A 26825-nucleotide genomic window follows, 5' to 3' on the forward strand; every position below is an offset into this window, starting at 1 on the left:
AACGCCTTGCCTGGCGTTCTTCGGGAGGAGACCCAAAAGATGGAAATCCAGGCCGCAACCGACCAAGCCTTTATTGCCGGTGCAGAGCTGGTGATTGAAGACCGCCAGCCGATCGACATTACGCTGGCAAACGACGCTCACGGCGCATTTGTCTGGGGCGTGCTCGATCGCTTGCTGGATGAACCTCGCCTTTCCCTCCGCAGCATCACTGCATCCGGTTTCGGAGGCATGGAGGCAGCGGTTCTTGCCTACGGACTGGCTCTGGGCGGCAGGCGTGGGGCAAGGACGGCGCTCACCAATTTCTGGCGGCGCGTCAGCCATGCATCGATGTCTGTGGCCACGACAGCCAATCCACTGAGATCGATTCTGGAACAGTCGATCGACATTGCCGAGTTGCACAAAAATAGCTGCCAGTTGCAGCTCAACATCCTGGCTTCGAATGCCCGCACCGACACAGCGACGATTTTCTCCGGCGATCAATTGTCGATTGACGCTATCCTGGCCGGGGCGACAGTCCCATTTCTGTTCCCCGCCGTGGAAATCGATGGCGATCCGTATTGGGGCGAAGGCGATTTTTCGGCTTTGCGAGCGGTGCAGCCAATCGAGGCTGGGCATTGGCTGATTGTCAGCGGCAAACCCTCCGGGTGCATCACGCCTTGTGCGGCTTACCCCCTCGCCACAAATGCCGTGAACTCTGCATCTGTCCACACCATCTTCGACAGTCATCACAGAAGAAGCGCTGCGCTGTTTACCAGGCCCTGGACCGACTGGGGCGAATTGACCGACACGCGTGACCGCGGACGGCAGCGAGCCGAGGACTGGCTTCTCGCCGACCATCCAACCTTCAGCGAAAGCTCCGTCGTCGACAGCAAAAATCGATACGTCTAGGCGCCTCCCTCCGCCTGGCTGCGCCCGCTTCGCTCCGCTCCCGAAGTAGAGGCGCCAAAGCCCTCCGGTCCCCCGCCGGAGGGCTTTTGCTCGTTATCCTCCTCAACATAGTGACCGCGTATCAAATCCATGCCGAGACAGCATTTCAGCTTCATCGCGCGTTGGACGACACTGCTTGCAGACAGGCCGCCAGGTCAGTCTTCCCTCGAAACGCAACCAGGAGAAACGACCGTGATCAACACCAAGACCCTCATCGGATCGGCCCTCGCGGCAGCCACCTCGCTTGCTGCAACAGCAGCCTATAGCGGCCCGGCTGCTAAGCCCAGCTTCTCGTTCGAGAAGTGCTATGGCGTCGTCAAGGCCGGCCAGAACGACTGCCAGACAGCGACGCATTCATGTGCCGGCACCTCGACCGCCGACAACCAGCCGGATTCCTGGCTCTACGTGCCTGCCGGCAGCTGCGCCAAGATCACCGGCGGCAGCGACAAGCCTAAGGCCTGACCGATCAGACTTCGAGCCAACACCCAGGAATGGAGGAACCGATGTCCCGTGCGTTTCAAGCCCTCGCTATCCCCGCAACCGCGGGCATCGGTCTTCGCTCTCCTCACATCGGAGAAATGCTGACCCGCAGGCCTTCTGCCGGCTGGCTCGAGGTGCATGCCGAGAACTATATGGGTGACGGCGCCGCCGTCGAGGCCCTGGAGCGGTTGCGCCGGATATATCCGCTGTCAGTCCATGGGGTTGGCCTGTCTCTGGGCAGCGCACAAGGGGTGGACCGCGATCACCTGGAGAGGCTGCGCAAGGTCTGCGAGCGGTTTCAGCCCGATCTCGTTTCGGAGCATCTTGCCTGGAGCGTTGCCGACGGAGCCTATCTCAATGACCTGCTGCCGCTTCGCTATGACGAAGAGGCGCTGGCGATCGTGGCGCGCAATGTCGCGACCGTCCAGGATACGCTGAAACGTCAGGTGCTGATCGAAAATCTGTCTGCATATGTCGCCTTTGCCGACTCCTCTATGAACGAGGCTGAATTCCTGGCCGAACTCGTGGTGCGGACCGGTTGCGGTCTGTTGCTGGACGTCAACAACGTCCAGGTCTCGGCATACAATTTGCAATATGACGCCAAAGCCTTCATCGATGCGCTGCCTGCTGAAGCGATCGGCGAAATCCATCTTGCCGGCCATGCGACCAATCAGGTCGGAGCCGACACCGTGCTCATCGACGATCACGGCTCGCGGGTCCCGCCGGTCGTCTGGTCTCTCTATCAGCACGCCATTAGCTGGCTCGGACCCCGCCCCACCCTAATCGAATGGGATACCGACGTTCCGGTTCTCGACGTGTTGCTTGGCGAAGCCATGTGGGCCGACATGCTCTCTGCTTCAATCATGTTCAACCGCAAGCGGGCTGCGAGACAAACTGCGACGGTCCCGGCCCAGCCAATGCCCATCTCCCTTTCCGTCGAAAGCAGGACGATGACGAGCATGCCCGTGCTCGCCGCATTTGCAGCTGCCAAGGCCGCCCGCCCATCCATGTCTGCCGTGCTGCCGTCAATCGAGGAGGGATACCATGCTGCCGCTTGAGCACTTGCAGACCAGCATGGCGCGCTCCGTGCTTGCCACCGAGCCATTGGTCAGCGCGAAAATGCTGACCGCCGGCAAGGCTGATCCGTTGGCCCGCCTTCGCATCTACCAGAACAACACACGCAGTTCGCTGACCGCGGTGCTGATGGCGGTTTTTCCCGTCACCGTGCGCCTGGTCGACGAACGCTTCTTCCGTTTTGTGGCGAGCGAGTTCATCCGACGCCATCCGCCGGTGGAGTCGCGACTGGCGCGCTACGGCGCCGGCTTCCCGCGCTTCCTGAAGACGATCGACACGCTTTCCGATATGCCGGTCGTGGCCGAGACGGCGCGGCTCGAATGGGCGATTGCCGAGGCGCTCGACGCGGCTTCGCTACCCCCGCGGACCCTGGCGGAATTCGACAATACCGATCTGGGACCTGTGCCCGATATTCTGCTGCAGCCATCGCTGCGATTGATTGTCTCGCATTGGTCGATCCTGTCGGTGTGGACGGCGCATCAGCAGGGCGCGCACGTCGACCAGCACAGCGCCTGGACGAGGCGCCCCGAACGCGTCGCCTTGTGGCGCGCTGGAGACAATGTCCGGCTGGTTCTGCTCGATCGCGCGAACTTCGCCTTCCGGCATTCCCTGAAGCACGGTCTTGGCCTGGAACATGCCACAAGCCGCGCCGTGGCGCTCGACCCGGCCTTCGACCTCGTTTCCGCCCTCGTGCGCCTCTTCGGCGACGGCCTCGTCACGAACCTGCGCATCGCCGCGCATCCCTTCTCAAACGGATGGAGACTGTCATGACCGCAATTTCAGATCATTCCTCGACGAGCCAGGCCGGTTTGGTCGGCGTCTACCGGCGCATCATCAAGCTGCCCGAACGCATTCCTTTTTCACTGATCCAGCTCGCGGCCCGTGTCGCGGTCGCGCATGTCTTCTGGCAATCGGCGCAGAGCAAGCTGGCATCCTGGCCGGTGACGCTGCAGCTGTTCGCCAGCGAATACAATCTGCCATTCATCGATCCGTCGATCGCCGCGCCTCTGGCGACTACGGCGGAGATCACTGGCTCGGTGCTGCTATTCCTCGGCCTGTTCTCGCGCATCGGCGCGCTGATGCTGCTCGGTGTGGTGTCGGTGATCCAGATCTTCGTATTCCCGGAAAACTGGGCCGAGCATCTTCTGTGGGCCTCGCTGCTGCTTCTCGTGCTGACACGCGGCGCCGGCGTCTTCTCGCTCGACTATGTCGCCGAGCGAACCCTTTCAGCACCTAGAAAATAGACGTTCGTTCGAGTGGGAAAGCACCGTGCGCATCTTGATCGTTCATGCCCACCCCGAGCCCAACAGTTTCAACGGCGCCCTGACCCGCACAGCGCAGGGGGCGCTGTCTGCGGCAGGGCATCAGGTCGTTATCTCCGATCTTTACGCTATGGGCTTCAATCCGGTGTCGGATCGCAGCAACTTCACGACCGTGCGCGACGCGAACTACTACCGCCAGCAGGCTGAGGAGGCGAATGCGGCAGCCTTTGACGGATTCGCTGCCGACATCCAGGCCGAGATGGACAAGCTTTTCTGGTGCGACGCACTGATCCTGCAGTTTCCGCTCTGGTGGTTCGGACTGCCCGCAATCCTGAAGGGCTGGGTTGACCGAGTGTTCGCGTCAGGCGGCCGCATCTATGGCGGCGGCAAATGGTATGATCGCGGCGTCTTCGCAGGAAAGCGCGCGATGTGTTCAGTCACAATCGGCGGACCCTCGCCGATCTATTCCGCCCGCGGACTAAACGGGCCAATCACTGAGATCCTGTTCCCAATCAACCACGGGATACTCTATTTTGTCGGCTTCACGGTGATCGAACCATTCCTGGTGCATGCACCAGTTCGCATCAGCGGTAGCCAACGTGAGGAGCACCTCGTTCGTTACCGCGAACGCATCCTCAGCCTCGCGTATGCCCCTACCATCGCGTATCCGAAGCTCGCGGACTTCGACGAAACCCATGTTTTGAAATCGGCGTGAAAGAAGTTTTGTCCAGGTCGCTGGGGCAGCGCCGCAGGCCGCAGCCCTGAGCTAGCACCTCTCTGATCCGGATCCACCTCCGCCGGTTGCTCCGGCGATTTGCCGTCACGCCGTCGCCAAGAATTCCCAGCAGCGGTCACGTTGCTGTGAGGCCGTAACGGGCAGTCGCCGCTGTGCGAATAATGGATTGTTATGGCGAGGCCTTCCCCGGTGACGGGGATCTGGCTTGTCGCCCATGGCGAGTGTTTTGGATCGAGCCGGAGGAGAAAGCCGATGCAAGAACGCAATAAGGAGACGCAACCCGACCAGGAGAAGCTTGAGGCGCTGCTTGGAAAGATGGTCGGCGATCTGGGCGCCATCACCACAGGAGCCGCGGTTCTGCTGGGCGACAGACTCGGCTTGTTCGCGGCCATGAGCGAGGGCGGCAAGATGACCGCCGGACAGCTTGCCAAAAAGACCGGCACGCAGGAGCGGCTGGTCCGCGAATGGCTGTCGGCGCAGGCGGCGGCCGGCTATGTCGAATATGACGAGGCGAGCGACAGCTTCTACCTCAGCCCCGAACAGGAGCAGGTCTTCGTCAACGAGGACAGCCCCGCCTTCATGGCCGGCGCCTTCGAGGTCGTCTCGACACTGTGGCTGGACGAGGAGAAGGTCAGGCAGGCCTTCCGCTCCGGCAAGGGACTTGGCTGGCACGATCACAGCGCCTGCCTGTTTCGCGGCACCGAACGCTTCTTCCGACCGGGCTACAACGCCAATCTGATCGGCTCCTGGCTGCCGGCACTCGACGGTGTTGTCGAAAAGCTGGAGCGGGGCATAGACGTCGCAGATGTCGGCTGCGGCCACGGCGCCTCGACCGTGCTGATGGCCAAGGCATTCCCGAACTCGCGCTTCACCGGTTTCGACTATCACGCCCCGTCGATCGAGCGCGCCCGCGCCGCGGCCAATGAGGCCGGGGTCGCCGGCAACACGCACTTCGAGATCGCGGCGGCCAAGGATTTCCCAGGCACCTACGATCTCGTCGCCTTCTTCGACTGCCTGCACGACATGGGCGATCCGGAGGGCGCTGCCAGGCATGTGCACAAGGCGCTCAAAGCGGACGGCACCTGGATGATCGTCGAGCCTTTCGCGCACGACCAGCTCTCGGCCAACCTCAACCCGGTCGGCCGCATCTACTACGCCGCCTCGACCTTCATTTGCACGCCGGCCTCGCTGTCCCAGGAGGTCGGGCTGGGGCTCGGCGCCCAAGCCGGCGAGGCGAGGCTGCGCAAGGTCGTGTCGGGTGGCGGGTTCAAGCGGTTCCGCCGCGCTACCGAAACCCCGTTCAACATGGTTCTCGAGGCACGCCTGTAAGGCCGGCCAGGCAAGAGAGTCTTCGCAATCGATTGGAGGAAGGCATGACTGCTTACAACGTCGTGAGGTTCCGCACCAAACCGGGCAAGGAAACAGGCATTCATCGATGCACACAAGAAGGCGAGCCTCGACGTCAAGGGCCTTGCGCAAGGCCACTCTGATCAAGACCGGCGAGCGGACCTTCTGCGTCGTCGGTGAATGGAACGACATGGACAGTCTCGCGGCGGCACGGCCGCAGATGATTGGCCTTCTGATTACGATGCGCGACATGCTGGAGGATCTCGGCGGCGACCTCGGTGTCACCGATCCTGTCTCCGGAACGGTCGTCGCCGACATCGGAACCTGAAGTGGCCCAGCTGCAGGCTTGGTATGCACCGCGACCAATAATGTGGGGCCTGTGCATCAAGATCAGCGAGCGACGCACGAACCACTGGAGTGCGCTCAGCCTTCGACGTATAAATGGCCCTAAATTTCCGGGAGGAAGAGCCATGAATGCAGTGCCTCAATGGCGGCTCGCAGGCGACTGGTTCGACATCTGCAGCTGCGACATCCCTTGCCCTTGCGAGTTCGCCCAGCGGCCAACCGGCAATCACTGCCAGGGCGTGCTCGCCTGGCATGTGCGCGAGGGTCAGTATGGCGACGTGAAGCTCGACGGCCTGACGCTGGTGGCGCTCGGCGAGTTCGAAGGCAATCTATGGGCCGGCGAGGCAAAGGCCGTGATGGGCATGTATCTTGACAAGAAGGCGAATGAGCAGCAGCGCGAAGCCTTGCAGGCGATCTTTGGCGGCCAAGCCGGTGGCTGGCCGGCGACCTTTGCCGCTAATGTCGGCGAGATGCGTGGCATGGAGTTCGTTCCGATCACTTTCGAGGTGGCGGGCGACCTCGCCACCTGGCGAGTCGAGATTCCTGGCCTCGTCGTCGGACGGGCGGAAGCGCTTTCCGGTCCCACCACACCGCCCGGCAAGCGGGTGCAGACGATCAACCCGCCGGGCTCGGAGGTCGGCCCGGGCCAGGTTGCCACTTGGGGGCGTTCTGTCGAGGTGAGCACCAAAGGCTTCGGGCTCGACTGGACTGGCACGGCCCGCTCGAGCAAGCACATTCCGTTCGACTGGACCGGCCCGAACTAGGGCATGACAATGGCCGACGCGTTCCCCAGGAAATCGCGGCGATTCCCCCGGAATCTGCGCGGTATCCCGCTCGGTCTACTCGCATCGCTCGTCGGGCTGACAGCAGCGGCGTGGGCGCTCACCCTCTACCAGACCTTCAGCATGGATATGCCCATGGGCATTGCGGTGCGTGGCGGTATGGAGGGTATGGAAGGTATGGTCGGCATGGCGATGACCGGAATTCCCGCCGCCGGCTGGTCAGTCGCCGGCGCCGCCGCCTTTCTCGCAGTATGGACCGTGATGATGGCGGCCATGATGCTGCCAGCTGCGGCGCCCATGATCTTTTCGCGGCGGCGCAGGCGAGGCGCGAACAACACGTCGCCATCCCGACGTGGACCTTCGTCGCGGGCTATCTGCTCGTCTGGGCGGCGGCGGGACTTGTCGTCTATGTCCTGGTCCAGCTCGGCAGCGACTTTGCAACGAGCCTCGATCCACCCCAGCGATCGAAATGGGCACCGCTCGCGCTCGGTGCCACGCTTGGCGTCGCCGGACTCTACCAATTCACGACCCTCAAGCACATTTGCCTCAGCCATTGCCGTTCGCCGCTCGCCTTCGTTGCGCAGCACTGGCGCGACGGGCGTGTTGGCGCGCTCAAGATGGGGCTGCGTCACGGCCTCTATTGCTTTGGCTGCTGCTGGGCGCTGTTCGCCGTGCTGGTCGCGACGGGCGTCATGAGCGTCGCCTGGATGCTGCTTTTGACGCTGGTCGCCTTCGTCGAGAAGCTGCTGCCCCGTGGCCGCCGCTTCGAAGGTAGTTTGGGCGTTGCGCTAGTGGCCCTCGGGATCGTTGTGTCGCTCGGGGCGATCGATATGCCGTGGATGCGCGGCTAGTGGCCTTCCCTTCCATTCCCGCCAAACCGCGCCCAGCAATCGCATGGCGTGCGCGACCGTCACCCTAGGTGTCGACTTCGACCGGGTCAGCATGAATGAAATTCCGGACGTGCCGGTTGTCACGGCGCACATCCGATTTGGACGTTTCGGCGCGTCTGCGCCAGAGCACCGCGTGCCAACAAAGGAAACTCAATTCGTTCGCATCGCGCTGGTTTTTTAGTAGGCTGTCGCGCGGCAAGGCGGCAAGGTTGAGGGTCCGGCATGACGGTAGTCGACGATCGTCTTCTCGAAAGCAAGATGACCAAGGTGGAGCAAGCGCGAGCCTGGAGCCCACGCGTGATCTCGAAATTCGAGACGCTGATCAGGAGCGCCGACGACCACTCACTCTTCCGCGTTAATCCACTGAGCTTTGCTCGCGACCGTGCAATCGCCGAGCCTGAAGCAATCGACCTCTTCCTTCATGCCGCCCGCTGTGGCTTGTTCGACATGAGCTGGGATGTGCTGTGTCCCCAGTCCGGGATGGTGCTCGATAGTTTCGGCGCCCTGCGCACGCTAAAGACCCACTACGTCTGTGGCCTATGCGATGTATCGGGCGACACCGACCTCGACGACTTCATCGAGGTCACCTTCTCGGTATCGCCGAAGTTACGGCGCCTGCCGCACCATGACCCCGAGACGCTCCCTGTTGAGGATTTTCACTGGAAGCTCCACTTCGGACATGATGGGCGGCTACCGGGGCAAGACGTTCGCTTTCTTGACGTTCTGCGCGGCTTCGTTCGGGGCATGACGTTTCTGCCGCCTGGCATCACCACAGTGCTCCGCGCCGACCTGGGACCGGGCGCCCTTTCGGGCGTCAACGTCCAGACGCAGGCCGCATTCGCTGTGCCGATATCAGGCGATCCGGTGTTGGAGCCGACGCTTCTAAAGATCGATTATGACGGCAAGCGTTTCTTGCCGTCGTTGCCCGCTGTGCCACCTGGTCCGATCGTCATCGAGGTAGCGAATAGGGGGCCAGTGCGAGGTTCGTTGTTTGTCATCAACTGGCCGCCCGAGCTTGTCGCACTGACTACCAAGCCGGCGCTCGATTTCGACCCTTATGTTTCCGGTGGAGCGCTGCTTGCGCGCCAAACCTTCCGCCAGCTCTTTCGGTCCGAGCGTGTCGACGAGAAGGAGGGGCTCGGCATCCGGCAGATCACCTTCCTGTTCACGGATCTCAAGGGTTCGACCGCCATGTATGAGCGCCTGGGTGACCTCAACGCCTATGCTTTGGTCCGCGAGCATTTCGCTCTGGTCAACGCGGCGGTTCAGCAACATTCCGGAGCGGTGGTCAAGACGATTGGGGATGCGGTGATGGCTGTCTTCTCGCAGCCGTCGGATGCGATTTCGGCCGCACTCCACGTCTTTGAAGAAATCGATCGCTTCAACGGCGACCACGACGGGCCGGGGATCATCCTCAAGATCGGCGCCCACTGTGGACCCTCGATTGCCGTGACGCTCAACGACAACCTCGACTATTTCGGCCAGACCGTGAATGTCGCCGCGCGCGTGCAGTCCTTGGCAGAAGCCGGACAGGTCTGCATTTCCGAGGCGCTCTATTCCGCGCCCGGGGTTCGCGAAATGCTTGCCGGCCATCGCGTCGAGGCTTTTGATGCGCCTCTTCGGGGTGTGGAGGGTGATGCAACTGTCTATCGTGTCATGCGGGGATAGACACGGTTGCATGCCAACTCTCGAGGAACTGCTCGACCCTCTTTGAATAGAATCAAATCGCCTGCCCAACCTTCGTATCAAGCACGCACCAGTTCGCCTCATTTCGCAATGCTCTGCGAACTACCGCCTTGCATCGGCAAAGGTCCGACGATGTTTGGCGCAAAGCTGGCTGTGTCCTGGATTTAACGATGTCTGCTTTGGTGCAGGACGGGACGGCAGGAATGTCTGATACGAGGCGCATTGCTGCCATTCGGTAGAAGATAAATGCGGTCAGCGAGCCGCCGGATCAACTTCTTGAATCAATTTGGGCGAACCGCTTCGTAACCCATGGACAAATAACGATTATGTTAGCCGCCGAAGGTCAACGTTTTCTACACAAAATCAATATGTTAGCGGATGGTTCGCCAACCTATTTCCTTCGTATTCACTCGTATGGTCAGGCGAACCTAAGGACCAGGAGGAGGACTAGTTTTCCATGCACGCGGACAAAAGGATCGATGAATCCGTGACAAGCGTAGTTGATTTTGAGCTGCAAGCGGACTGGCAGCTTTCCGGCTTCGCCACGAAGGTAATCAGAAGTTAAACCTACCTCGGTCGGGGCCCCGGCCCCTCTTGCCATCGCAAAGTGCGTTGACGAAGTGTTCAAACGGGAACGCGATCTGACAAAAAGCGGCGCCAGCCGCCGAATGACGAGATGTCAGAAGCGCCTAGCAAGCCCACGGATTCCACCAGAAAGCCTTTGGCGGTGCTGCCGTCATCAAGCTCTATACTGCCAATGCCCAGCGGCGGCGGAATGGCGGCCACAAAGTGGCCGAAAGCGTCGGCAGGGAGCCGCCAGACCTCCACCTCGATCGCAGTGCCGCCGTTCCCGACACGGACCAGTCCCGGCTTGGGCGTGGCCTGGCCCGCAAGCTCATAAAGCTTGTATGAAGAGGTTGTCCTCATCGCCCGGCAGAACCGGGCACCAGCCTCCTTGAGCTGGCCATTGAGCGGCATTCCCGAGAGGTGAGCGCCGACCACCACCAATTCGATCGTGCCGTCTTCGGCCGATGCGCCGACAGGTTGCGCGCTTGGCTGCCGCCAGCCGGTCGTGCCGAGGGTGAGGCCGCTCGCGGCATGGAGATCGCGCGCGACGGACGCCACAAGGCCGTCCAGTCCGGCGGCCGCAAGCAGCGTTACGCTCATCGGCAGGCCGTCGACGCGCCGGCCGGTCGGCACGGCAATGCCGCACATATCGAGCAGATTGACGAAATTGGTGTAGGTGCCGAGCCGGCTGTTGGTCTCGACCGGATCGGCGAGCACGACGGCAGTGGTGTAATGCGTCGGCGCGGTCGGCACGCAGAACAGGTCGACCGAGGCGATGACCGGGGCGAGCTTGGCCTTGTAGGCCTGCAAGGCATAAAGGCCGCGGAAGGCGTCCGCCGCCGACAGCTTCCTGGCGCCGCCGATGATCTTGCGCGTCACCTGATGCATGGCGGCTTCGTTGGCTTCCATGAAATCGCGGATCGCGGCATAACGTTCGGCCACCCATGCGCCCTCATAGAGGAGGTTGGCGGTGGCGTAGAAATCGCCGAACGGGATTTCGACCAACCGACACCCGAGCTTTTCCAACCCGGCAAGGGCCGTCTCAAAGCCGGCCTGCATCGAGGCGTCGCCGAAGAATTTGAGGTCTGCCTTCGCCGGCACGCCGACGCTCAGCACCGGCGGGCGCGCGGCAAGCGCTGGCACCTTGATCGCGCGCGAATAGGCATCGGCCGCATCCTTGGCCGCCGCGACGCCGAACACTGCATAGGCGTCGTCGACGGTGAGCGCGAACACAGAGATGCAGTCGAGCGTGCGGCAGGCCGGCACGACACCGGCGGCTGAAAGCGCACCGACGGTCGGCTTCAGCCCGACGATGTTGTTGAGACCGGCCGGAATGCGCCCGGACCCGGCCGTATCGGTGCCGAGCGCGAAGGAGACGGTGCCACGCGCCGTCGCCACCGCCGACCCCGACGAGGAGCCACCGGGGACCAGGCTGGCATCGACGGCATTCTTCGGGATCGGATACGGCGTGCGCACGCCGACAAGGCCGGTGGCGAACTGGTCGAGATTGGTCTTGCCGACCACCAGCGCACCAGCGGCCTTCAGCCGCGCCACCACGGTGGCGTCCTTGTCGGGCACATAGGCATATTCGGCGCAGGCGGCGGTCGTCGGCATGCCGGCGACATCGATGTTGTCCTTGACCGCGAACGGCACGCCCCACAGCGGTTTGGCCTCCGGATCGAACGGCCCGAGCTTTTGCGCCTGCGCCAGCATGTCCGCGCTGCCGGCGAGATGGATGAAGATGCCGGGATCGTCAGCCGCCGCGATGCGCTCATGAACGGCATCGATCATGGCGGCGACGGTGACACCGCTGGCATAGGCCGCGTGCAGACTGCCGATGTCGAAGCGGATCTCGCTCATGTGGCCTCCCCCAGAATGATCACCGGCAGGTCCCACTGAATCAGCACGACGCAGCCGCCCTTCGTCCATACCGAATGCTCGGTCCCGACCGGATTCAGAACCACGCTGCCGGCCGGATAATCGCCGTTCTCGTCGCTTTGCGTGCCCTCGAGCACGACGATGGTTTCCAACCCGACATGGCGATGACGCGGCACGCCTGCGCCGGGCCGGTAGTCGAGGATCGCGACCGAGGGTTCGACCGGTCCGCCCTTCAGCAGCCAGTGTACCGTGATGCCCTCGCGAAAATGCTCGAACGCCAGATCGCGCCAACCGCCGCCGACGAGGCCGGCAAAACTCCGATTAGCCATTGGCAATTCCCTCGAGCACTTGGTCGGTGGTCGCCGTCCAGCCGACGATGGCGCCCTGCGCCCTGATCATGGCGATCGCCGCCGCCTTGAACTCGGGAAAGTAGCTCTCCGTCGCATCCTCGGCGAGCAGGCACTCATAACCGCGATCGTTGGCCTCGCGCATCGTCGTCTGCACGCAGACTTCGGTGGTGACGCCAGCAAAGACCAGCTGCTCGGCGCCGAGCCTTTTCAGGTCATCGCCGAAGGAGGTTGCATAGAAGGCGCCCTTGCCCGGCTTCTCGATGACGATCTCGCCGGGCAACGGCGCAAGCTCGTCGAGAATCGCCGTGCCCGGCTCGCCGGCGATCAGCACGCGGCCCATCGGCCCGGCATCGCCGATACGGATCGACGGATTGCCGCGATTGCGCTTGGCCGGCGGCAGGTCGGAAAGGTCCGACCGATGGCACTCCATCGTATGGATCACCGGCAGGCCGGCGGCGCGAAAGCCCTCGATCAATCTCTTCACCGTCGGCACGATCGCGGTCACGCGACCGACGTCGTTGCCGAGACTGGCGCCGAAGCCGCCGGGCTCGGCGAAGTCTCGCTGCATGTCGATGACGACCAGCGCCATGGTCCGCGGTTTGAAGGCGAACGGAAATGGCTGCGCTGCGATTTCCGCCATCAGTGATGTCCCGCCATATGCTCGCCGATGGTCTGGACACTGGCCTGCGCGATCCGCGTCTCGTAGACCAGTGCGCCATCGGACATGACGAAGATGCGGTCTGAAAGCTCAAGCAGTTCGTCGAGGTCCTCCGACATCAGAAGCACGGCGGCACCCGCATTGCGCGCCTTCATGATGCGGGCGCGAATTTCGGCTACGGCCGAGAAGTCGAGGCCGAAGCACGGGTTGGAGACGATCAGAAGGTCGACTTCGCCGGTCAGTTCCCTCGCGAGCACGGCACGCTGCACATTGCCGCCCGACAGCGACGCGATTGGCGAGGCAAGCGAGGCGGTCTTGACCTTGAACTGCTCGACCAGCCTGGCGCTGAATGCCTTGATGGCGCCTGCGCTGATCCAACTCACCGGCTTGCCGTTGCTGTCGATGTCGAAGGTGCGGAAGGCGATGTTCTCGGCCACTGTCATCTTCGGCGCGCAAGCGTTTTTCAGCGGCTCTTCCGGGATCAGCCGGACGTTGAGCGCACGCGCCTCGGCGCGCGTCGCCGCATAGGCGGTACTGCGCACCATGACTTCGCCGGCATCGCGGGGGCGCTGCCCGGCCAGCACTTCGAGGAATTCCTTCTGGCCGTTGCCGGAAATGCCGGCGATGCCGACGATCTCGCCGGAGCGCACGTCGAGATCCTCGATCCGGATCGACTTCAGCCCGGTGCGGTCAGGCGCCTTCAGCGCCTTGACCTTGAGCACGATCTCGGCGTCCGGCTTCGGCTCGGCGCGGCTGTCGAGCGCGGCGATTGGCTGGTCGCCGATCATCATCGCCGCCATGGCTTTGTGGTCTAGGTCGACGACGCGGCCGGTGCCGGTCAGCCTGCCCTTGCGCAGCACGCTGACGTCGTCAGCGAACGCCGTCACCTCGTGGAATTTGTGCGAGATCATCAGCACGGTGAGGTCGCCGGCTTTTGTCATGTCGCGCACAAGGCCCAGCACTTCCTTCGCCTCGCCGGGGGTGAGCACGGAGGTCGGCTCGTCCAGCACCAGGAAGGAGCGGCCAAGATAGAGCTGCTTGATGATCTCCAGCTTCTGCTTCTCGCCGGCCGCGAGTTCGGCCACCTTGACGTCGAGCGGCAGCTTGAACGGCATGCGATCCATGAACACGGCAAGGTCGCCGCGCTCCTTGCGCCAGTCGATCACGCCGGGAACCTTCTCACGCGAAATGACCAGGTTTTCGGCGCCGGTCAGCGACGGGACAAGCGTAAAATGCTGGTAGACCATGCCGAGGCCGAGCGCCGATGCGTCCCTGGGGTTGGCGATCGCCACCTCGCGGCCGTCGACCAGAATGTCGCCGGCGGTCGGGTGATAGAAACCCATCATGCATTTGACCAGCGTCGACTTGCCGGCGCCGTTTTCGCCGAGCAGGGCGTGGAAGGAGCCGGCCGGCACCTTGATCGAGACATCGCCCAGCGCCGTGAAGGCGCCGAAGTGCATGGTCATGCCGATGGTCTCGACGCCGACGGCCTTGCCGGTGATCGCGCTCATTCTGGTTTCCTCACGGCAGCTGGGCGACGAAGGACGCCGCGTTCGACACCGCGCCGAAGACGCCGCCCTGCATCTTGATCATCTTGATCGCGGCGAGATGATTGCCGTAGTCGGTCGCCCCGCAACAGTCCTCCAGCATGACGCATTCGAAGCCGCGGTCGTTGGCCTCGCGCATGGTGGTGTGGACGCAGACATCGGTGGTGATGCCGGTGAGCACGATGTTTTCGATGCAGCGCTGGTTGAGGATCAGTTCCAGGTCGGTGGCGCAGAACGAGCCCTTGCCCGGCTTGTCGATGATCGGCTCGCCCTCGATCGGGTAAAGGTCGGGGATGATGTCCCAACCCGGCTCGCCGCGCACCAGGATGCGCCCGCAGGGGCCCGGGTCGCCAATGCCGGCATTGATGCGGCGCGAGCGCCAGCGCTTGTTGGCGGGCAGGTCGGCGAGGTCGGGCCGGTGGCCCTCGCGGGTGTGGATGATGGTATAGCCTTTCAAGCGCATGGCCGACAGCACCGACTTGATCGGCTCGATCGGCGCGCGCACCAGCGAGAGGTCGTAGCCCATATGGTCGACATAGCCGCCCGGCCCGCAGAAATCGGTCTGCATGTCGATGATGATCAGCGCCGTGTTGTCGGGGCGAAGTTCGCCATTGTAGGGCCATGGATAGGGGTCCGCGTCGATGTAGCGCTGGGTGATTTCGGCTCTGGCGTTCATGGCAAAAAACTCCAGTCTCATTTGGTTATCGACAGTTCGCCCGGCGCACCGGCGAGCGAGCGTGTCGGTGACGAGGTGGCGATCATGATGATCAAGGTGAGGATGTAGGGAGCGGCGTAGAACATGTAATAGCCCTGCGTGACGCCGACCGATTGCAGCGCCGGGCCGAGCGCGCCCGCCCCACCGAACAGAAGGGCGGCGGCAAAGCAGCCGAGCGGGTTCCAGCGTGCGAAGATCACCAGTGCCACGGCCATCAGGCCCTGGCCCGACGAGATGCGCTCGGTCCAGCTGCCGGGATAGTAGAGCGACAGATAGGCGCCGCCGATGCCGGCCAGCGCACCGCCGACCCCGGTGGCCAGCAGCCGCACCGTATCGGGGTTGAGGCCCATAGCGCGTGCGGCGTCCGAACTGTCGCCGACGACCCTCACGATGAGGCCGGCGCGGGTGTTGCGGAACGCCCACCACAGGATGAGCGAAAGCACAGCCCCGATCAGGAACAGCACGTTGACGTCGAGCGCCGCCTGCACCTGCGGGATATCAGACCAGCCGCCGAAGGGAATGGCCGGCAAATTGGGTGCCTTCGGCTTGATGAACGGCTTGCCGAAGAAGAAGGCCAGGCCCGAGCCGAACAGCATCAGCGCGATGCCGATGGCGATGTCGTTTACTTTCGGGAATTTGCAGATCCAGCCATGGAACAGGCCGAAACACAGGCCGGCGCCGGCTGCAGCGAGCAGGCCTAGCCAGGGCGAGTCGGTCATCACCGCGACCGCATAGGCGGTCATGGCGCCGAAGACGAGCGTGCCTTCGAGCCCCAGGTTGATGCGGCCGGAACGCTCGGTGATGGCTTCGCCCAGCGAGACGAAGATGAAGGGCGTCGACACGCGGATGGCGCCGCCGAGGATGGCGAGCGGCACGCCCCAGAGGCCGATCTCGGTCGCGTCCATCAGCCGGCTCCCTTCCAAAGATCGGGATTGAAGGCCTTGAAGCGGCCATAGAAGGTTTCGCTGAACAGGATGACGATGAAGATCATGCCCTGCAGCACAAGCACGGTGGCGTCGGGCAGGTCCATGCGGCGCTGGATCAGCCCGCCGGAGGCGTCGATACCGCCAAGCAGGATGGCGACCGGGATGATGGCCAGCGGGTTGTGGCGAGCGAGGAAGGCGACGAGGATGCCGGTGTAGCCGTAACCGGCGGCGAGCGAGGCATTGGCGCTGCCTTGCACGGCAGCGACTTCCAGCATGCCGGCAAGCCCGGCAAAGCCACCGGCCAGCGCGGTGAAGCCAACGATGAGCGGCCCGACGGCCAGCCCTTGCACCTGCGCCGCGCGCACATTGCCGCCGGCGATGCGGGCGGCGAAACCCCAGCGGGTCTTTTCAATGAGCACCCAGGAGAGAACGCAGGCGACGACACCAACGACCAGCCCCCAATGCACGTCCATGCCCGGAATGTCGCCGATGCGGTAGACGTCCGCCAGCGGCTGCGTCGAAGGCTTGTTGAGCGAGGCCGGATCGCGCAGCGGCCCTTCCACCAGCTGGTTCATCAGCGCGATGGCGATGTAGGCCATCAGCAGGCTGGAAATGGTTTCGTTGACAGCCCGGTAATGGCGCAGCGCGCCGACGGCACCGATCCAGATGCCGCCGGCGGCCATGCCCGCCACGCCCATGGCAAGAATGACGATTGACGATGGCGCGCCGCTGAGCGCCACGCCGATTGCCGCGGCGGCGACGCCGCCGAGCACGATGGCGCCCTCGCCGCCGATGACGACGAGGCCAAGCCGGGCCGGCAGCGCCACGCAGAGCGCCGCCAGCAACAGCGGTGCGGCCCGCGACAGCGAGTTCTGCATCGAGAACCACGAGCCGAAGCCGCCCCGCCACATGGTCTCGTAGAGCAGGATCGGCGACTTGCCGACCAGTGCGATGAACAGGCTGAACAGCGCCATGCCGACGACCAGCGCCACGAGCGGAATGACGAATGCTTCCGCCCGTCTGGCGATCCATTCGAGCGTCGCCGGATATCCCTTGGCTCCGAGCATGGCCGGCGCACTGCTGACTGTATCCGTCATCGCCCCGTTCCCCTCAGGTCAGGCGGTCGAGCCGACGACCCCGTCGACCAGATAGTCCATGCTTTCGAGTTCGATGGCGTTTTCGGGGAACGCCTGGCCCTCGGTGGCGACGACGATGCCCTTGTTGCTCTTCAGCGGGCCCTTGATGACGGCAAAGCCGCCCTTCATGATCTCGGCCAGCGTGGCGTCGAACTGCTTGCGCGCCGGCTCGCCGACGGCGGGGCCGAGCGGGCTCATCTTGACGAAGCCGTCGGCCAGGCCGCCGCGGGTGAAATTGGGCAGCGGCGTGCCGGCGACGAGATCGTCGACGAACATCTTGTAGACCTTGGCCCAGTTCCACTCGGCGCCGGTGAGGTATTTTTCCGGCGCCAGCGGGCTCTGGTTGGCGTGATAGCCGCAGACGAAGGCGCCGCGCCCGGCCGCCGTCTCGACCACCACTTTCGGGCTGTCGACATGGCAGGTGATGACGTCGGCGCCCTGATCGACCAGGGCGTTGGTGGCTTCCGCCTCCTTGACCGCCAGCGACCACTCACCGGTGAAGATGACCTGGCAGGTGATCGTCGGGTCGACCGAGCGCGCGCCGAGCAGGAAGGAGTTGATGTTGAGCAGCACCTGCGGAATGGGCTTGGCGGCGACGAAGCCGAGCTTCTTGGTCTTCGAGGTGTGGCCGGCGACGACACCGTTGAGATACTGGCCCATGCCGATATAGCCGAAATAGGAGCCGGCATTCATCGGATGCTTGTCCTTGTTCCACATGCCGCCGCAATGGCGAAACTGCACGTCGGGAAATTTCGCGCACATGGCCAGCATGTGCGGATCGAAATAGCCGAAGGAGGTCGGGAAGATCAGCGAGGCGCCGTCGAGGTTGATCATCGATTCCATCGTCTTCTGGACATCGACCGTCTCCGGCACGTTCTCCTCCTCGACGACGGTGATGCCCTCGATGCCCTTCAGCGCCGCCGCACCCTCGGCATGCGCCTGGTTGTAGCCATAGTCGTCCTTCGGCCCGACATAGATGAAGCCGACGGTGGCGGCCGCGGCGAAGGCACGGCTGATCGGAAAGGATGCCGAGGCCAGGCCGAGTGCGGCTCCCGCCGCGGAGGTCTTGAGCAGTTGGCGGCGGTTAAGCATGAATCTGTCGGTCATGGTGAATGCTCCCCTTTGGGACCCTTTTTGGGTCGGTTAACATGCCGTCAAGCAAGTGCATGCAATCATCGTGCCAGTTTTATAATTGAACTTTATCCAATAAAATCAGCTATCATATCGAAAGCTCCTGCTCACAGCAGAGGCAATTGCATGCACTTTTTGCCTTGAAAATAGCCAGTTTGACAGGCAGATTAAAATGGAGGCATAGAGGGCATATCGAGTCGAAGGACCGACGAGTCGGCCGACTCCACGAGAAGACGCGACGGAGGAAACTTGTCGGCGAAGCGCAGCTTGATCAGGTCGGGCACGACCGTGGATCAGATGGTGCGGGCGATCGGCGACCGGATCGTCACCGGCTACCTGCGCCCCGGCGAAAAGCTGGACGAGGCCTCGCTCGCCGCCCGCTTCGACGTATCACGCACCCCGGTCAGGGAGGCGCTCGGCCAGCTCAGCGCCATGGGCCTGGTCGAGAGGCGACCCAACAGGGGCGCTATCGTCGCCGTCGTGACGCAGGAGCATCTCGCCTCGATGTTCGAGAGCATGGCCGAACTCGAGGCGATCTGCGCGCGCTTCTCGGCTGAGCGCATGACCGGCAGCGAGCGCCGCGGTCTCGAGATCGAGCACCAGGCTTCAGCGCGGATGGTTCAGCTGGGCGCCGAGGAGGACTACGAGTATTTCAACACCGAGTTCCACAGCCGGCTTTATCGTGGTGCCCACAATACGCATATCCACGATCTCACCGTGATGACACGCAGCCGGTTGGCACCCTTCCGCCGCGCCCAGTTCATGCTGCCCGGACGGCTGGCCAAATCCTGGCAGGAACACGACCTGATTGTCACCGCAATCATGCGCGGAGACAGCGTGGCTGCGGGCAAGGCCGCCAGGGACCATGTCTCTCTCGTCAGCGAGGCGAGCGCGGTGTTCGCGACTGATGATCGCAAGCCAATTCGGCGGGGCGTGGCCTGAAAATTCCGAACAGCCAGAAACCTCGGCCAGGTCGGTCAGCGTCCGTTCGAAAATGGGTTACAAGACCATGTTCGCGCTCAAGGACATGAAGGACGGCAAGCCGGCTCCGACCGATCCGACCTACACGGCACTTGACGTCTGCACGCCGGAGACGGCCGACACCTGTATCGCAAAGTAACGAAACGGGGCGGGAGAAATCCCGCCCCTCTTCCATGACCGATTAGTTCTGATCAAACTGCGAATTGGCCTGATCGGCTCCGACGATTGTGACACGACTTCTATTCGGCTTCGCAACACCCAATCTGCGTCCGATGCCGGTTCAACCGAGGTCCTGTGCGGTCGCCGGCAATGTCCGCTTAGGGCAATGGTACCGCTGGCCTTAATGACCGAGATGAGGCTCAAAGTCGCCGCCCTCATGCGGCTGGTGCAGGTCAACTATGGGCCATAGACTGGCATATCCGGAACGACTCAAAGATCAACTTCGCTGCAGTCGCCGAAATCGTTCCCGAACACAATCCGATTTGATTTTTATGGGGGGTTCGAGTCCATGGTGTGGGCAAAGAAAAAATAATTTAATAAAATCAGTAACTTAGATGGGTATTTTGGTGGGCCCGGAGGGACTCGAACCCCCAACCAAGCGGTTATGAGCCGCCGGCTCTAACCATTGAGCTACAGGCCCCACGCGGGCTGGATTAATGTTTTTCGCATCGCCGCACAAGGCTTTCCCGTCGGGCTTCCACGGATCGCCCAAATCAACCCATAATCGCGCTCTACGCGACCTCTGCGACTTTGATCGCAGACCAAGGAGATTTTCATGACCAGACGCCTTTTGCCTCTCGCGCTCGCCGCTGCAATCGCTTTTCCGGCGATGGCTGGAGCCACCGATTTGCCGACGCCACCCCGCATCATTGTGTCGGGCGAAGGCGAAGCAACCGTAGCCCCCGATCTGGCGATCCTGACGCTCAGCGTCATGCGCGAAGCCAAGACCGCACGCGCGGCACTCGACGCCAACAACGACGCCATGGCCGCCGTGATCGCCGCCATGAAGTCGGCTGGCATCAAGGACCGCGACCTGCAGACCGCCAGCATCCAGATCAACCCGCGCTACAACTACACTAACAAGCCGGATGGCAGCCAGGAAGCCGAACTCGTCGCCTATCAGGTGACCAACACGCTGTCGGTGCGGGTGCGCGATGTCGACAAGACGGGCGAGATTCTGGACAAGGCGGTGTCGCTTGGCGTCAACCAGGGCGGCGGCATTGCCTTCACCAACGACAACCCGGCAGCGACCGTCACCGAGGCCCGCAAGAAGGCGGTGGCCAACGCAGTGGCCAAGGCCAAGACGCTTGCCGAGGCCGCCGGCGTCAGCCTCGGCCGGGTGCTCGAGATCACCGACCAGAACATCGCCCCGACGCCAATGCCGATCAACGCCAAGGCCTTCGATGCCGCGGCGGGCGCGGCTCCGGTGCAGGCCGGCGAGAATTCCTACAACGTCCAGGTCACCGTCACCTTCGAACTGAAGTAGGCGCCTGACGATCCATGGCTGGGCTTGCTCGGCCATGGATCCAGCCATGGCCAACACGTTGCATGAAAAACCCCGCGGGATTGCTCCCGCGGGGTTTTCGAGCCACGCCCTTCCAGCAGGAAAGGGGCTCGGCTACTCCCAGCTGATCTTCGCAGAAGATCGTGCTGCCCGGCTAACCCTCGATGAGGGTCATGCCGCCAGGCTGATCTTTGAAGGAGATCATGCCCTTGTATTCAAGCCGGACCCGGCCTCAGCGATAGATAACCGGGCAGCCGCGATCGTTGGCGAACACGACGACGACGCGGTCGCCGTACTGTCGGCCCATCACCTTCACGGTACGACGGTTGACGTCGAGGATGCGGACGCGGTGGAGACCCATGCGTTCGGCCTTGTCGAGCGCGCGGTCCGGCGAACAGCCACGGCGCCATTCGCCGCGGCGTTCATCACCCCAGCCGCGACGTTCATCACGGCGATGGCGATAGCCGTCGTCGCCGGCATAGACGCCGAAGCGCGTGTCGTTGTTGTTGCCGAAGCCGAGATAGAGGCTGTCGGCATGGGCCGGGATGGCGGCCAGCGTGCCGAGACCGACCAGAGCCGAAAGGGCTGCCGTCTTGATCGTGTTGAACATTGTCTTCTCTCCTTGTTGCGGGCTTTCGCCCGTCCTCGTGAACCGATGGGGGGAGAATGCACTTGGCTGTCTGAACTCATAGCGAACCGGCCGTTCATCTCCGGTTCATGTGGCGGAAAAGGATTTCGCCGGCCATCTACCATCGTCCACTGCAGGGGTGAATGCCCCAAAACGCCTCACTCAGTGCCGGGTCCCAATCCAGCTGATTGGCTGAAGACCAGCTTGTTCGTTCCAACGCGGAGCCCTATGGCTCTCGTCTCCAATGCGAGCCGTACGGCTCGCCGTTCTACGCGAGCGCTACGGCTTATCGTCTCTACGCGAGCGCTACGGCTCATCGTCTCTACGCGAGCTTTAGGGCTCGTCGTCCAGCAGGTAATCAAAATAGTCTTCCGGCTCGGCAAGATCGGTCTCGCTCGCCTTGACCCGCCCGCGCATCGACATGCCGGCTTCATGCACGGTCTCGGCGCTCCCCGACACCAGCCGGTGCCACCAGTAGAGGTCATGGCCCTCGGCCACCAGCCGGTAGGCGCAGGTGCTGGGCAGCCAGCTGATGGTGCGAACGTTCTGCGGCGTCAGCCCGACGCAGTCGGGAACGCGCGCCAACCGGTTGGCGTAGTCCGAACAGCGGCAGCTCTGCGCGTCGAACAGCCGGCAGCCGACACTGGTCCAGTAGATCTCGCCGGTGTCCTCGTCCTCGAGTTTTGACAGGCAGCATTTGCCGCAGCCGTCGCACAGCGACTCCCACTCGGCCGGGCTCATCGCCTCCAGCGCCTTGGTTTTCCAGAATGGCGTTTCCATTCCCGGCATGTGGCCCCAGCCGCCGGCAAGGTCAAGCGCGGTAGCGGCCGGAATGCGGCGGTCGCCAGGGTGAATGACACGAAGTTGCCTTCAAAAGGCCGGCCAATCGCCCCGTACGGCGTCTATCGCAACCAAACTGGAACCAATCGGCGCAAGATCGGTTTCGGCAAGGATGGGACCCCACAAGGAGAGTTTTCGATGAAACGCCAACCACGGATTCTGGCAGGCACCGCACTTGGCCTGCTGATGGCATCCGCGCCGTTGGGCGCGTTCCCGCTTCAGGGAAGTGCCACCTTCGGCCCCGCCCAGCACACGTCAGCCGCGTTCATTTTGGCGCAGGCAGAGTGCGCCGAGGGCGAATCGGCCGAAGCCTGTGCACAGAAGCAGCCAAAACAAAAGGAGCGGAAGAAGGCCGAGCCTGAGCAGCAGGCGGCGCCCGCCGCCCAGGGCGAGCAACCCGCCGAGCAGGAGCAGCCGCGCAAGAAGCGTGAGAAGCAACAGCAGACGGAGTCCGCCCCTGCCGAGCAGGCCGCTCCGGCTGTCGAAGAGCAGCAACCTCGGAGGAAGAAGCGCGATCAGCAGCAGCAGACTGAGCAGGCACCAGCCGAGCAAGCCGCTCCGGCCGCCGAGGCGCAGCAGCCGCGCAAGAAGAAGCGCGATCAGCAGCAGCAGACCGAGCAGGCGCCAGCCGAAGCGGCACCCGCCGAACAGGCCGCTCCAGCCGCCGAGGCGCAGCAGCCGCGCAAGAAAAAGCGCGAACAGCAGCAGCAGACCGAGCAGGCGCCAGCTCCTGCCGGCCAGGCCGAACCGGCCAACGACAACCAGCAGGGCGAGCAAGTCAAGCCGCGCAAGAAGCACAAGCAGGATCAGCAGGCCGAGCCAACCACGGTAGCGCCGGCCGTCGAGCCCGCGCAGAAGCCTGAGAAGCAGAAGAAGCCTGTCGAAACGGCCAAACCGGCCGTCGTGCCGGAAGCTGCCCCGGCACCGACCGAGAAGCAAGCTCCGGCCGAAGTGGCGAAGCCCAAGGTCGAACCGGCTCCTGCCGGCGAACAGCCTGCTGCCCAGGGCGAGCAGCCTCAGGACAAGACCAAGAAGCACGGCAAGAAACTAGTTGGCGAGCAGCCTGCCACCGGCGAGCAGCCTGTCACGGGCGAGCAGCCTGCCACGGGCCAACAACCGGCAAATGGCGAAAAGCCTGCCCTAGCCGAGCAGCCGGCCAATGGCGGCAAGACGGCGCCTGTCCAGGGCGAAGCGCCTGCCGATCCGAACGCCGCTCCCATACTGGACAGCCAGAAGGATGCCGAGCGCAAGGGCGGCAAGGACCAGGGCCGCAGGAAGCCCGCCAACCAGAACGGCCAGCAGAATAGCGAGCAGCAGAATGGTGGGCAGAACGCCCAGCAAGGTGGCGATCAGGGCGGGAAGCCCGTGGTCGCGCCTGCCGATCAGGGCCCGCCGCCCACCGACGACAAGGCCGCCCAGCAGGAGATCAAGGCCGAAAAAATCGTCCCGGTGACGGAGGAAAAAGGCACGCGCGTCGATCGTGCGCCGGACGAGAACATCCGCGACCGCCGCCGCCCCAAGGGCGTCGACGTGCTCAAGGAAATCGGCGACCGCGTCATCATCCAGCTCAACAACCAGACGATTGTCCAGAGCAATGACGGTCCGCGCATGAACCGCGGCGCCAAGGACGTCTACTACGAGGATCTGCCGCAAGGCCGCATACGCGAGACGGTCCAGCGCAGCAATGGCGTCCAGATCGTCACCATCCGCAACCGCTACGGCGATGTCATCCAGCGTTCGCGCATCACGCCCGACGGCCGCGAATATGTGCTGAGCTATGTCGACGAGCAGGACTATCAGGATGAGGGCGATTGGCGCGATCCCGGCGACGACCTGCCGCCGATGCGACTGACCATCCCGCGGCGGGAGTACATTCTCGATTCCGAGGACGTCGAAAGCCCGGACGACTACTACACTTTCCTCGAGCAGCCGCCTGTCGAGAAGGTCCAGCGCCTCTATTCGATCGACGAGGTCAAGCGTTCGGCCCGGGTGCGCGACATTGCACGCCGCGTCGACCTCGACACGCTGAACTTCGAATTCGGCTCGGCCTCGATCTCCGACACCGAGGTGCAGAAGCTCGAGGGTGTCGCCAGCGCCATGGAAAAGCTGCTGAAGAAGAACCCGGCCGAGACCTTCCTGATCGAAGGCCATACGGATGCCGTCGGCACGCCGGAGGCCAACCTCGCTTTGTCGGACCGCCGTGCCGAAGCGGTGGCGGAGGCCCTCACCAATGCCTTCGGCATTCCGCCGGAGAACCTGACGACGCAGGGCTATGGCGAGGAGTACCTGAAGGTCAACACGGCCGCGCCCAACCGCGAGAACCGGCGCGTCGCCATTCGCCGCATCACCTCGCTGGTGGCGCCGGTGGCCAGCAACAATTAGGTCATGATTTCAAAACCATGACCTGGTTTGCGGACTCTACACGAAAAGCAACCATCCCCGGTCCTGCCGGGGATGGTTCGGCGTGCCAGGTTCAACAAGAGTTGTACCGGCATTAGAGCCTGCTCATTGAATCGCGAGGGCATCCACCCCAGATTCTGGATTGGGCGTTCCCTGCCCCGTCCCGACTCCAGCGGGACGCATTGAGCCCCGCCGGTCCCTCGCCGGCGGGGTTTTTTGTCTTGCAAACAGGGGCGACCTGACCGAAATACGAGCCGCCCCCGTTGCGGCCTACTATCCCAAGAGAACCAACCGGTAGCACTCTATGAAGCGTCTCGAACTCGCCATCGAATCGATCATCCTGCTTCTCGATGGCTGTTGGTCGTTTTCTATCTCGGGCTAGGCGTAGCGCTGGCAATCTACGCGCTGTCCTTCGGCAAGAAGCTCTACGAGTTCGTCACCATGGCGTTCAGCCTTGGCGACACCGACACGATCCTGAAGATGCTGGGGCTGATCGATGCCGCACTGGTCGCCTCGCTGGTGGTGATGGTCATCATCTCGGGCTACGAGAACTTCGTCAGCCGCTTCGACGATGAAGACGGCGGCGTGCATTGGCTGGGCACGATCGACGTCGGTTCGCTGAAGGTCAAGGTCGCCTCGACCATCGTCGCCATCTCCTCCATCCACCTCTTGCAGGTGTTCCTCAACTCGTCTTCGTATTCGACCGACCAGTTGATGTGGCTGACCATCATCCACCTCGCCTTCGTCGCCTCGGCCTTCATGCTCGCCTATATCGATCGGCTGATGGGCCTGAGCAAAGGCAAGAAGGACGAGGCATGAGGTGACGCCTGCCGGCGTTGAATCAATCCGGCAGGATAGGCACCCTATCGCCTTGCATGAGCAGGATTTTCCGCGGCTCGAGGATTGGCGGCTGGCGGCCTCAAGCCTCTAATAGATCCGCTTGATCTTCGTGTCCGTCCGCGCAAACACCTCGTCCGGCACGAAGAAGTCGCCGGCCAGCGGTCCGGTCGCGCCTGGCGCATAGATGGAAAAGTCGCTGACGCCCTCGGCGCGCAACACCTCCTCGTCTATGTAGAAATTGCCGGTCGCCTCGCGTGACGGCCGCATGAAGATCGCATGCGCGGCATCGGCCATGATGTCGGGCGAACGGCTCATCGCCGCCACCGTCGCGCCGCCGAGCAGATTGCGCACCGCCGCCGTGTCGATGGTCGAGATCGGCCACAGCGAATTGACCGCGATGCCGTCCCTGGCGAACTCGGCGCTCATGCCCAGCGTGCACATCGACATGCCGAACTTGGCCATCGTGTAGGCGACGTGGTTCTTGAACCATTTGGCCTTCATGTCGAGCGGCGGCGCCAGATTCAAAATGTGAGGATTATTAGCCAACTTCAGGTGCGGAATGCACATTTTGGAGACGAGGAAGGTGCCGCGCGTGTTGATCTGGTGCATCAGATCGTAGCGCTTCATGTCGGTTTCCAGCGTGCTGGTGAGCTGGATGGCGCTGGCATTGTTGACGCAGATGTCGATGCCGCCGAACTTTTCGACGGTCTTTGAAACCGCCTCGGCAACCTGTGCTTCCTCGCGGATGTCGCACAGCACAGGCAGCGCCTTGCCGCCGGCCTGCTCGATCTCTTCAGCCGCGGTGTAGATCGTGCCCGGCAGCTTCGGATGCGGCTCGGCGGTCTTGGCGGCGATCGTCACATTGGCGCCGTCACACGCGGCGCGCAGCGCGATCGCCAGCCCGATGCCGCGCGACCCGCCGGAGATGAACAGCGTCTTTCCCTTGAGCGACATTTCCTTGTGCCTCCCTTGCAACATGGCAGGCGCGAACCTTTGCGCGGCAGGCGACCGCAGTGCAAGGCCTGAGGCGTTGGTTGCCGAGTTACGCTGCGTAGGGTTTTTAACTAGACCAGCACCAGCCCCTGCCGCATCGCAATGGCGATCGCATCGGTGCGGTTGGCGGCACCCAGCTTGATCAGGATCGCGGCGACATGGAACTTCGCCGTGTGCACGGAAATGTTCAGCCGCCGCGCGA

General features: G+C 63.2%; 27 protein-coding genes, 1 tRNA gene and 1 pseudogene. 16 read left to right on the forward strand and 13 right to left on the reverse strand.

Annotated features, from left to right (window positions below):
• Positions 1-39: 39 nt before the first annotated feature.
• The 11 genes from AC0ZT5_RS08580 to AC0ZT5_RS08630 all read left to right on the forward strand — a co-directional run bounded on the left by AC0ZT5_RS08580 (position 40) and on the right by AC0ZT5_RS08630 (position 9511).
• Entirely contained in the window at positions 40-888 is an 849-nt protein-coding gene (locus AC0ZT5_RS08580; RefSeq protein ID WP_488496073.1) for a patatin-like phospholipase family protein, read from the forward strand.
• 231 nt (positions 889-1119) lie between these two features.
• Entirely contained in the window at positions 1120-1389 is a 270-nt protein-coding gene (locus tag AC0ZT5_RS08585; RefSeq protein ID WP_192247663.1) for a BufA1 family periplasmic bufferin-type metallophore, read from the forward strand.
• A gap of 41 nt (positions 1390-1430) precedes the next feature.
• The gene (gene bufB, locus AC0ZT5_RS08590) at positions 1431-2465 is read left to right on the forward strand and encodes an MNIO family bufferin maturase (RefSeq protein WP_488496074.1); all 1035 of its coding nucleotides are present in this window, start codon (positions 1431-1433) and stop codon (positions 2463-2465) included.
• Complete coding sequence (locus AC0ZT5_RS08595) at positions 2452-3252, forward strand: HvfC/BufC family peptide modification chaperone (RefSeq protein WP_488496075.1); 801 nt, start codon at positions 2452-2454, stop codon at positions 3250-3252. Before bufB ends, AC0ZT5_RS08595 begins: the two co-directional genes overlap by 14 nt.
• On the forward strand, positions 3249-3725 hold the full coding sequence (locus tag AC0ZT5_RS08600) for a DoxX family protein (protein ID WP_488496076.1): 477 nt from the start codon (positions 3249-3251) through the stop codon (positions 3723-3725). Before AC0ZT5_RS08595 ends, AC0ZT5_RS08600 begins: the two co-directional genes overlap by 4 nt.
• A gap of 25 nt (positions 3726-3750) precedes the next feature.
• A complete protein-coding gene (locus AC0ZT5_RS08605) occupies positions 3751-4458 on the forward strand; it encodes an NAD(P)H-dependent oxidoreductase (RefSeq protein ID WP_488496077.1) in 708 nt (235 codons plus the stop codon).
• Positions 4459-4731: 273 nt separating this feature from the next.
• Positions 4732-5808 carry a class I SAM-dependent methyltransferase gene (locus tag AC0ZT5_RS08610; RefSeq protein WP_488496078.1) on the forward strand — a complete coding sequence of 359 codons (1077 nt, stop codon included), beginning with the start codon at positions 4732-4734 and terminating at the stop codon, positions 5806-5808.
• Positions 5809-5950: 142 nt separating this feature from the next.
• Entirely contained in the window at positions 5951-6154 is a 204-nt protein-coding gene (locus AC0ZT5_RS08615; protein ID WP_488496079.1) for a hypothetical protein, read from the forward strand.
• A gap of 142 nt (positions 6155-6296) precedes the next feature.
• Positions 6297-6935, forward strand: coding sequence for a DUF1326 domain-containing protein (locus AC0ZT5_RS08620; protein WP_488496080.1), 639 nt, complete (start codon positions 6297-6299; stop codon positions 6933-6935).
• A 269-nt stretch (positions 6936-7204) separates the two neighbouring features.
• Positions 7205-7804 carry a DUF2182 domain-containing protein gene (locus AC0ZT5_RS08625; RefSeq protein ID WP_488496081.1) on the forward strand — a complete coding sequence of 200 codons (600 nt, stop codon included), beginning with the start codon at positions 7205-7207 and terminating at the stop codon, positions 7802-7804.
• A gap of 261 nt (positions 7805-8065) precedes the next feature.
• A complete protein-coding gene (locus tag AC0ZT5_RS08630; protein WP_488496082.1) occupies positions 8066-9511 on the forward strand; it encodes a DUF5939 domain-containing protein in 1446 nt (481 codons plus the stop codon).
• A 642-nt stretch (positions 9512-10153) separates the two neighbouring features.
• Here AC0ZT5_RS08630 and atzF read toward each other — a convergent pair.
• The 8 genes from atzF to AC0ZT5_RS08670 are packed head-to-tail and all read right to left on the reverse strand — an operon-like array spanning position 10154 to position 18413.
• Positions 10154-11956 (reverse strand): allophanate hydrolase, encoded by a 1803-nt coding sequence (atzF, locus tag AC0ZT5_RS08635; RefSeq protein WP_488496083.1) that lies wholly within the window; start codon positions 11954-11956, stop codon positions 10154-10156.
• Positions 11953-12303, reverse strand: coding sequence for a cupin domain-containing protein (locus AC0ZT5_RS08640; RefSeq protein ID WP_488496084.1), 351 nt, complete (start codon positions 12301-12303; stop codon positions 11953-11955). The genes atzF and AC0ZT5_RS08640 overlap by 4 nt, the downstream gene beginning before the upstream one ends.
• Complete coding sequence (locus AC0ZT5_RS08645) at positions 12296-12964, reverse strand: cysteine hydrolase family protein (protein WP_488496085.1); 669 nt, start codon at positions 12962-12964, stop codon at positions 12296-12298. The genes AC0ZT5_RS08640 and AC0ZT5_RS08645 overlap by 8 nt, the downstream gene beginning before the upstream one ends.
• Positions 12964-14493, reverse strand: coding sequence for an ABC transporter ATP-binding protein (locus tag AC0ZT5_RS08650; protein ID WP_488496086.1), 1530 nt, complete (start codon positions 14491-14493; stop codon positions 12964-12966). Before AC0ZT5_RS08650 ends, AC0ZT5_RS08645 begins: the two co-directional genes overlap by 1 nt.
• A 10-nt stretch (positions 14494-14503) precedes the next feature.
• Positions 14504-15205: a biuret amidohydrolase gene (biuH, locus tag AC0ZT5_RS08655; protein ID WP_488496087.1), complete on the reverse strand. Its 702-nt coding sequence runs from the start codon at positions 15203-15205 to the stop codon at positions 14504-14506.
• Positions 15206-15222: 17 nt separating this feature from the next.
• Positions 15223-16149, reverse strand: a complete 927-nt coding sequence (locus AC0ZT5_RS08660) for an ABC transporter permease (protein ID WP_488496088.1) — start codon at positions 16147-16149, stop codon at positions 15223-15225.
• Entirely contained in the window at positions 16149-17267 is a 1119-nt protein-coding gene (locus AC0ZT5_RS08665; RefSeq protein WP_488496089.1) for an ABC transporter permease, read from the reverse strand. The genes AC0ZT5_RS08660 and AC0ZT5_RS08665 overlap by 1 nt, the downstream gene beginning before the upstream one ends.
• 18 nt (positions 17268-17285) lie before the next feature.
• Positions 17286-18413, reverse strand: coding sequence for a BMP family ABC transporter substrate-binding protein (locus AC0ZT5_RS08670; protein WP_488496090.1), 1128 nt, complete (start codon positions 18411-18413; stop codon positions 17286-17288).
• 321 nt (positions 18414-18734) lie between these two features.
• On the opposite strand from AC0ZT5_RS08670, the gene AC0ZT5_RS08675 reads away from it, so the two are divergent.
• Both AC0ZT5_RS08675 and AC0ZT5_RS08680 read left to right on the forward strand, forming a co-directional pair.
• On the forward strand, positions 18735-19379 hold the full coding sequence (locus AC0ZT5_RS08675; RefSeq protein ID WP_488496113.1) for a GntR family transcriptional regulator: 645 nt from the start codon (positions 18735-18737) through the stop codon (positions 19377-19379).
• A 52-nt stretch (positions 19380-19431) separates the two neighbouring features.
• A complete protein-coding gene (locus tag AC0ZT5_RS08680) occupies positions 19432-19557 on the forward strand; it encodes a hypothetical protein (protein WP_488496091.1) in 126 nt (41 codons plus the stop codon).
• A 425-nt stretch (positions 19558-19982) separates the two neighbouring features.
• Here AC0ZT5_RS08680 and AC0ZT5_RS08685 read toward each other — a convergent pair.
• Positions 19983-20058 (reverse strand) — tRNA-Ile (locus AC0ZT5_RS08685).
• Positions 20059-20193: 135 nt separating this feature from the next.
• On the opposite strand from AC0ZT5_RS08685, the gene AC0ZT5_RS08690 reads away from it, so the two are divergent.
• Complete coding sequence (locus AC0ZT5_RS08690; protein ID WP_488496092.1) at positions 20194-20904, forward strand: SIMPL domain-containing protein; 711 nt, start codon at positions 20194-20196, stop codon at positions 20902-20904.
• Positions 20905-21154: 250 nt separating this feature from the next.
• Here the strand turns inward: AC0ZT5_RS08690 and AC0ZT5_RS08695 are convergent, their stop codons facing one another.
• Together AC0ZT5_RS08695 and AC0ZT5_RS08700 are read right to left on the reverse strand one after the other, a co-directional pair.
• The gene (locus AC0ZT5_RS08695) at positions 21155-21532 is read right to left on the reverse strand and encodes a hypothetical protein (RefSeq protein ID WP_477300600.1); all 378 of its coding nucleotides are present in this window, start codon (positions 21530-21532) and stop codon (positions 21155-21157) included.
• 351 nt (positions 21533-21883) lie between these two features.
• Entirely contained in the window at positions 21884-22330 is a 447-nt protein-coding gene (locus AC0ZT5_RS08700; protein ID WP_095091722.1) for a YcgN family cysteine cluster protein, read from the reverse strand.
• 198 nt (positions 22331-22528) lie between these two features.
• On the opposite strand from AC0ZT5_RS08700, the gene AC0ZT5_RS08705 reads away from it, so the two are divergent.
• Both AC0ZT5_RS08705 and AC0ZT5_RS08710 read left to right on the forward strand, forming a co-directional pair.
• Positions 22529-24772 (forward strand): OmpA family protein, encoded by a 2244-nt coding sequence (locus AC0ZT5_RS08705; protein WP_488496093.1) that lies wholly within the window; start codon positions 22529-22531, stop codon positions 24770-24772.
• A 322-nt stretch (positions 24773-25094) separates the two neighbouring features.
• Positions 25095-25609 (forward strand): annotated as a pseudogene (locus AC0ZT5_RS08710) (TIGR00645 family protein).
• A 108-nt stretch (positions 25610-25717) separates the two neighbouring features.
• On the opposite strand, the gene AC0ZT5_RS08715 reads toward AC0ZT5_RS08710, so the two are convergent.
• Both AC0ZT5_RS08715 and AC0ZT5_RS08720 read right to left on the reverse strand, forming a co-directional pair.
• Positions 25718-26584 (reverse strand): SDR family oxidoreductase, encoded by an 867-nt coding sequence (locus AC0ZT5_RS08715; protein ID WP_488496094.1) that lies wholly within the window; start codon positions 26582-26584, stop codon positions 25718-25720.
• Between the two features lie 110 nt (positions 26585-26694).
• Positions 26695-26825 (reverse strand): LuxR C-terminal-related transcriptional regulator (locus AC0ZT5_RS08720; RefSeq protein WP_488496114.1); only part of this gene is annotated, 131 nt, incomplete at its 5' end.

The organism is Mesorhizobium sp. CNPSo 4670, from assembly GCF_057784235.1.

Coding starts and splice junctions, on each gene's coding strand:
- AC0ZT5_RS08580 (WP_488496073.1), top strand. CDS start 40: ATGGAAATCCAGGCCGCAACCGACCAAGCCTTTATTGCCGGTGCAGAG.
- bufB (WP_488496074.1), top strand. CDS start 1,431: ATGTCCCGTGCGTTTCAAGCCCTCGCTATCCCCGCAACCGCGGGCATC.
- AC0ZT5_RS08595 (WP_488496075.1), top strand. CDS start 2,452: ATGCTGCCGCTTGAGCACTTGCAGACCAGCATGGCGCGCTCCGTGCTT.
- AC0ZT5_RS08600 (WP_488496076.1), top strand. CDS start 3,249: ATGACCGCAATTTCAGATCATTCCTCGACGAGCCAGGCCGGTTTGGTC.
- AC0ZT5_RS08610 (WP_488496078.1), top strand. CDS start 4,732: ATGCAAGAACGCAATAAGGAGACGCAACCCGACCAGGAGAAGCTTGAG.
- AC0ZT5_RS08620 (WP_488496080.1), top strand. CDS start 6,297: ATGAATGCAGTGCCTCAATGGCGGCTCGCAGGCGACTGGTTCGACATC.
- AC0ZT5_RS08625 (WP_488496081.1), top strand. CDS start 7,205: ATGGACCGTGATGATGGCGGCCATGATGCTGCCAGCTGCGGCGCCCAT.
- AC0ZT5_RS08630 (WP_488496082.1), top strand. CDS start 8,066: ATGACGGTAGTCGACGATCGTCTTCTCGAAAGCAAGATGACCAAGGTG.
- atzF (WP_488496083.1), bottom strand. CDS start 11,956: ATGAGCGAGATCCGCTTCGACATCGGCAGTCTGCACGCGGCCTATGCC.
- AC0ZT5_RS08640 (WP_488496084.1), bottom strand. CDS start 12,303: ATGGCTAATCGGAGTTTTGCCGGCCTCGTCGGCGGCGGTTGGCGCGAT.
- AC0ZT5_RS08645 (WP_488496085.1), bottom strand. CDS start 12,964: ATGGCGGAAATCGCAGCGCAGCCATTTCCGTTCGCCTTCAAACCGCGG.
- AC0ZT5_RS08650 (WP_488496086.1), bottom strand. CDS start 14,493: ATGAGCGCGATCACCGGCAAGGCCGTCGGCGTCGAGACCATCGGCATG.
- biuH (WP_488496087.1), bottom strand. CDS start 15,205: ATGAACGCCAGAGCCGAAATCACCCAGCGCTACATCGACGCGGACCCC.
- AC0ZT5_RS08660 (WP_488496088.1), bottom strand. CDS start 16,149: ATGGACGCGACCGAGATCGGCCTCTGGGGCGTGCCGCTCGCCATCCTC.
- AC0ZT5_RS08665 (WP_488496089.1), bottom strand. CDS start 17,267: ATGACGGATACAGTCAGCAGTGCGCCGGCCATGCTCGGAGCCAAGGGA.
- AC0ZT5_RS08670 (WP_488496090.1), bottom strand. CDS start 18,413: ATGACCGACAGATTCATGCTTAACCGCCGCCAACTGCTCAAGACCTCC.
- AC0ZT5_RS08675 (WP_488496113.1), top strand. CDS start 18,735: ATGGTGCGGGCGATCGGCGACCGGATCGTCACCGGCTACCTGCGCCCC.
- AC0ZT5_RS08680 (WP_488496091.1), top strand. CDS start 19,432: ATGGGTTACAAGACCATGTTCGCGCTCAAGGACATGAAGGACGGCAAG.
- AC0ZT5_RS08690 (WP_488496092.1), top strand. CDS start 20,194: ATGACCAGACGCCTTTTGCCTCTCGCGCTCGCCGCTGCAATCGCTTTT.
- AC0ZT5_RS08695 (WP_477300600.1), bottom strand. CDS start 21,532: ATGTTCAACACGATCAAGACGGCAGCCCTTTCGGCTCTGGTCGGTCTC.
- AC0ZT5_RS08700 (WP_095091722.1), bottom strand. CDS start 22,330: ATGGAAACGCCATTCTGGAAAACCAAGGCGCTGGAGGCGATGAGCCCG.
- AC0ZT5_RS08705 (WP_488496093.1), top strand. CDS start 22,529: ATGAAACGCCAACCACGGATTCTGGCAGGCACCGCACTTGGCCTGCTG.
- AC0ZT5_RS08715 (WP_488496094.1), bottom strand. CDS start 26,584: ATGTCGCTCAAGGGAAAGACGCTGTTCATCTCCGGCGGGTCGCGCGGC.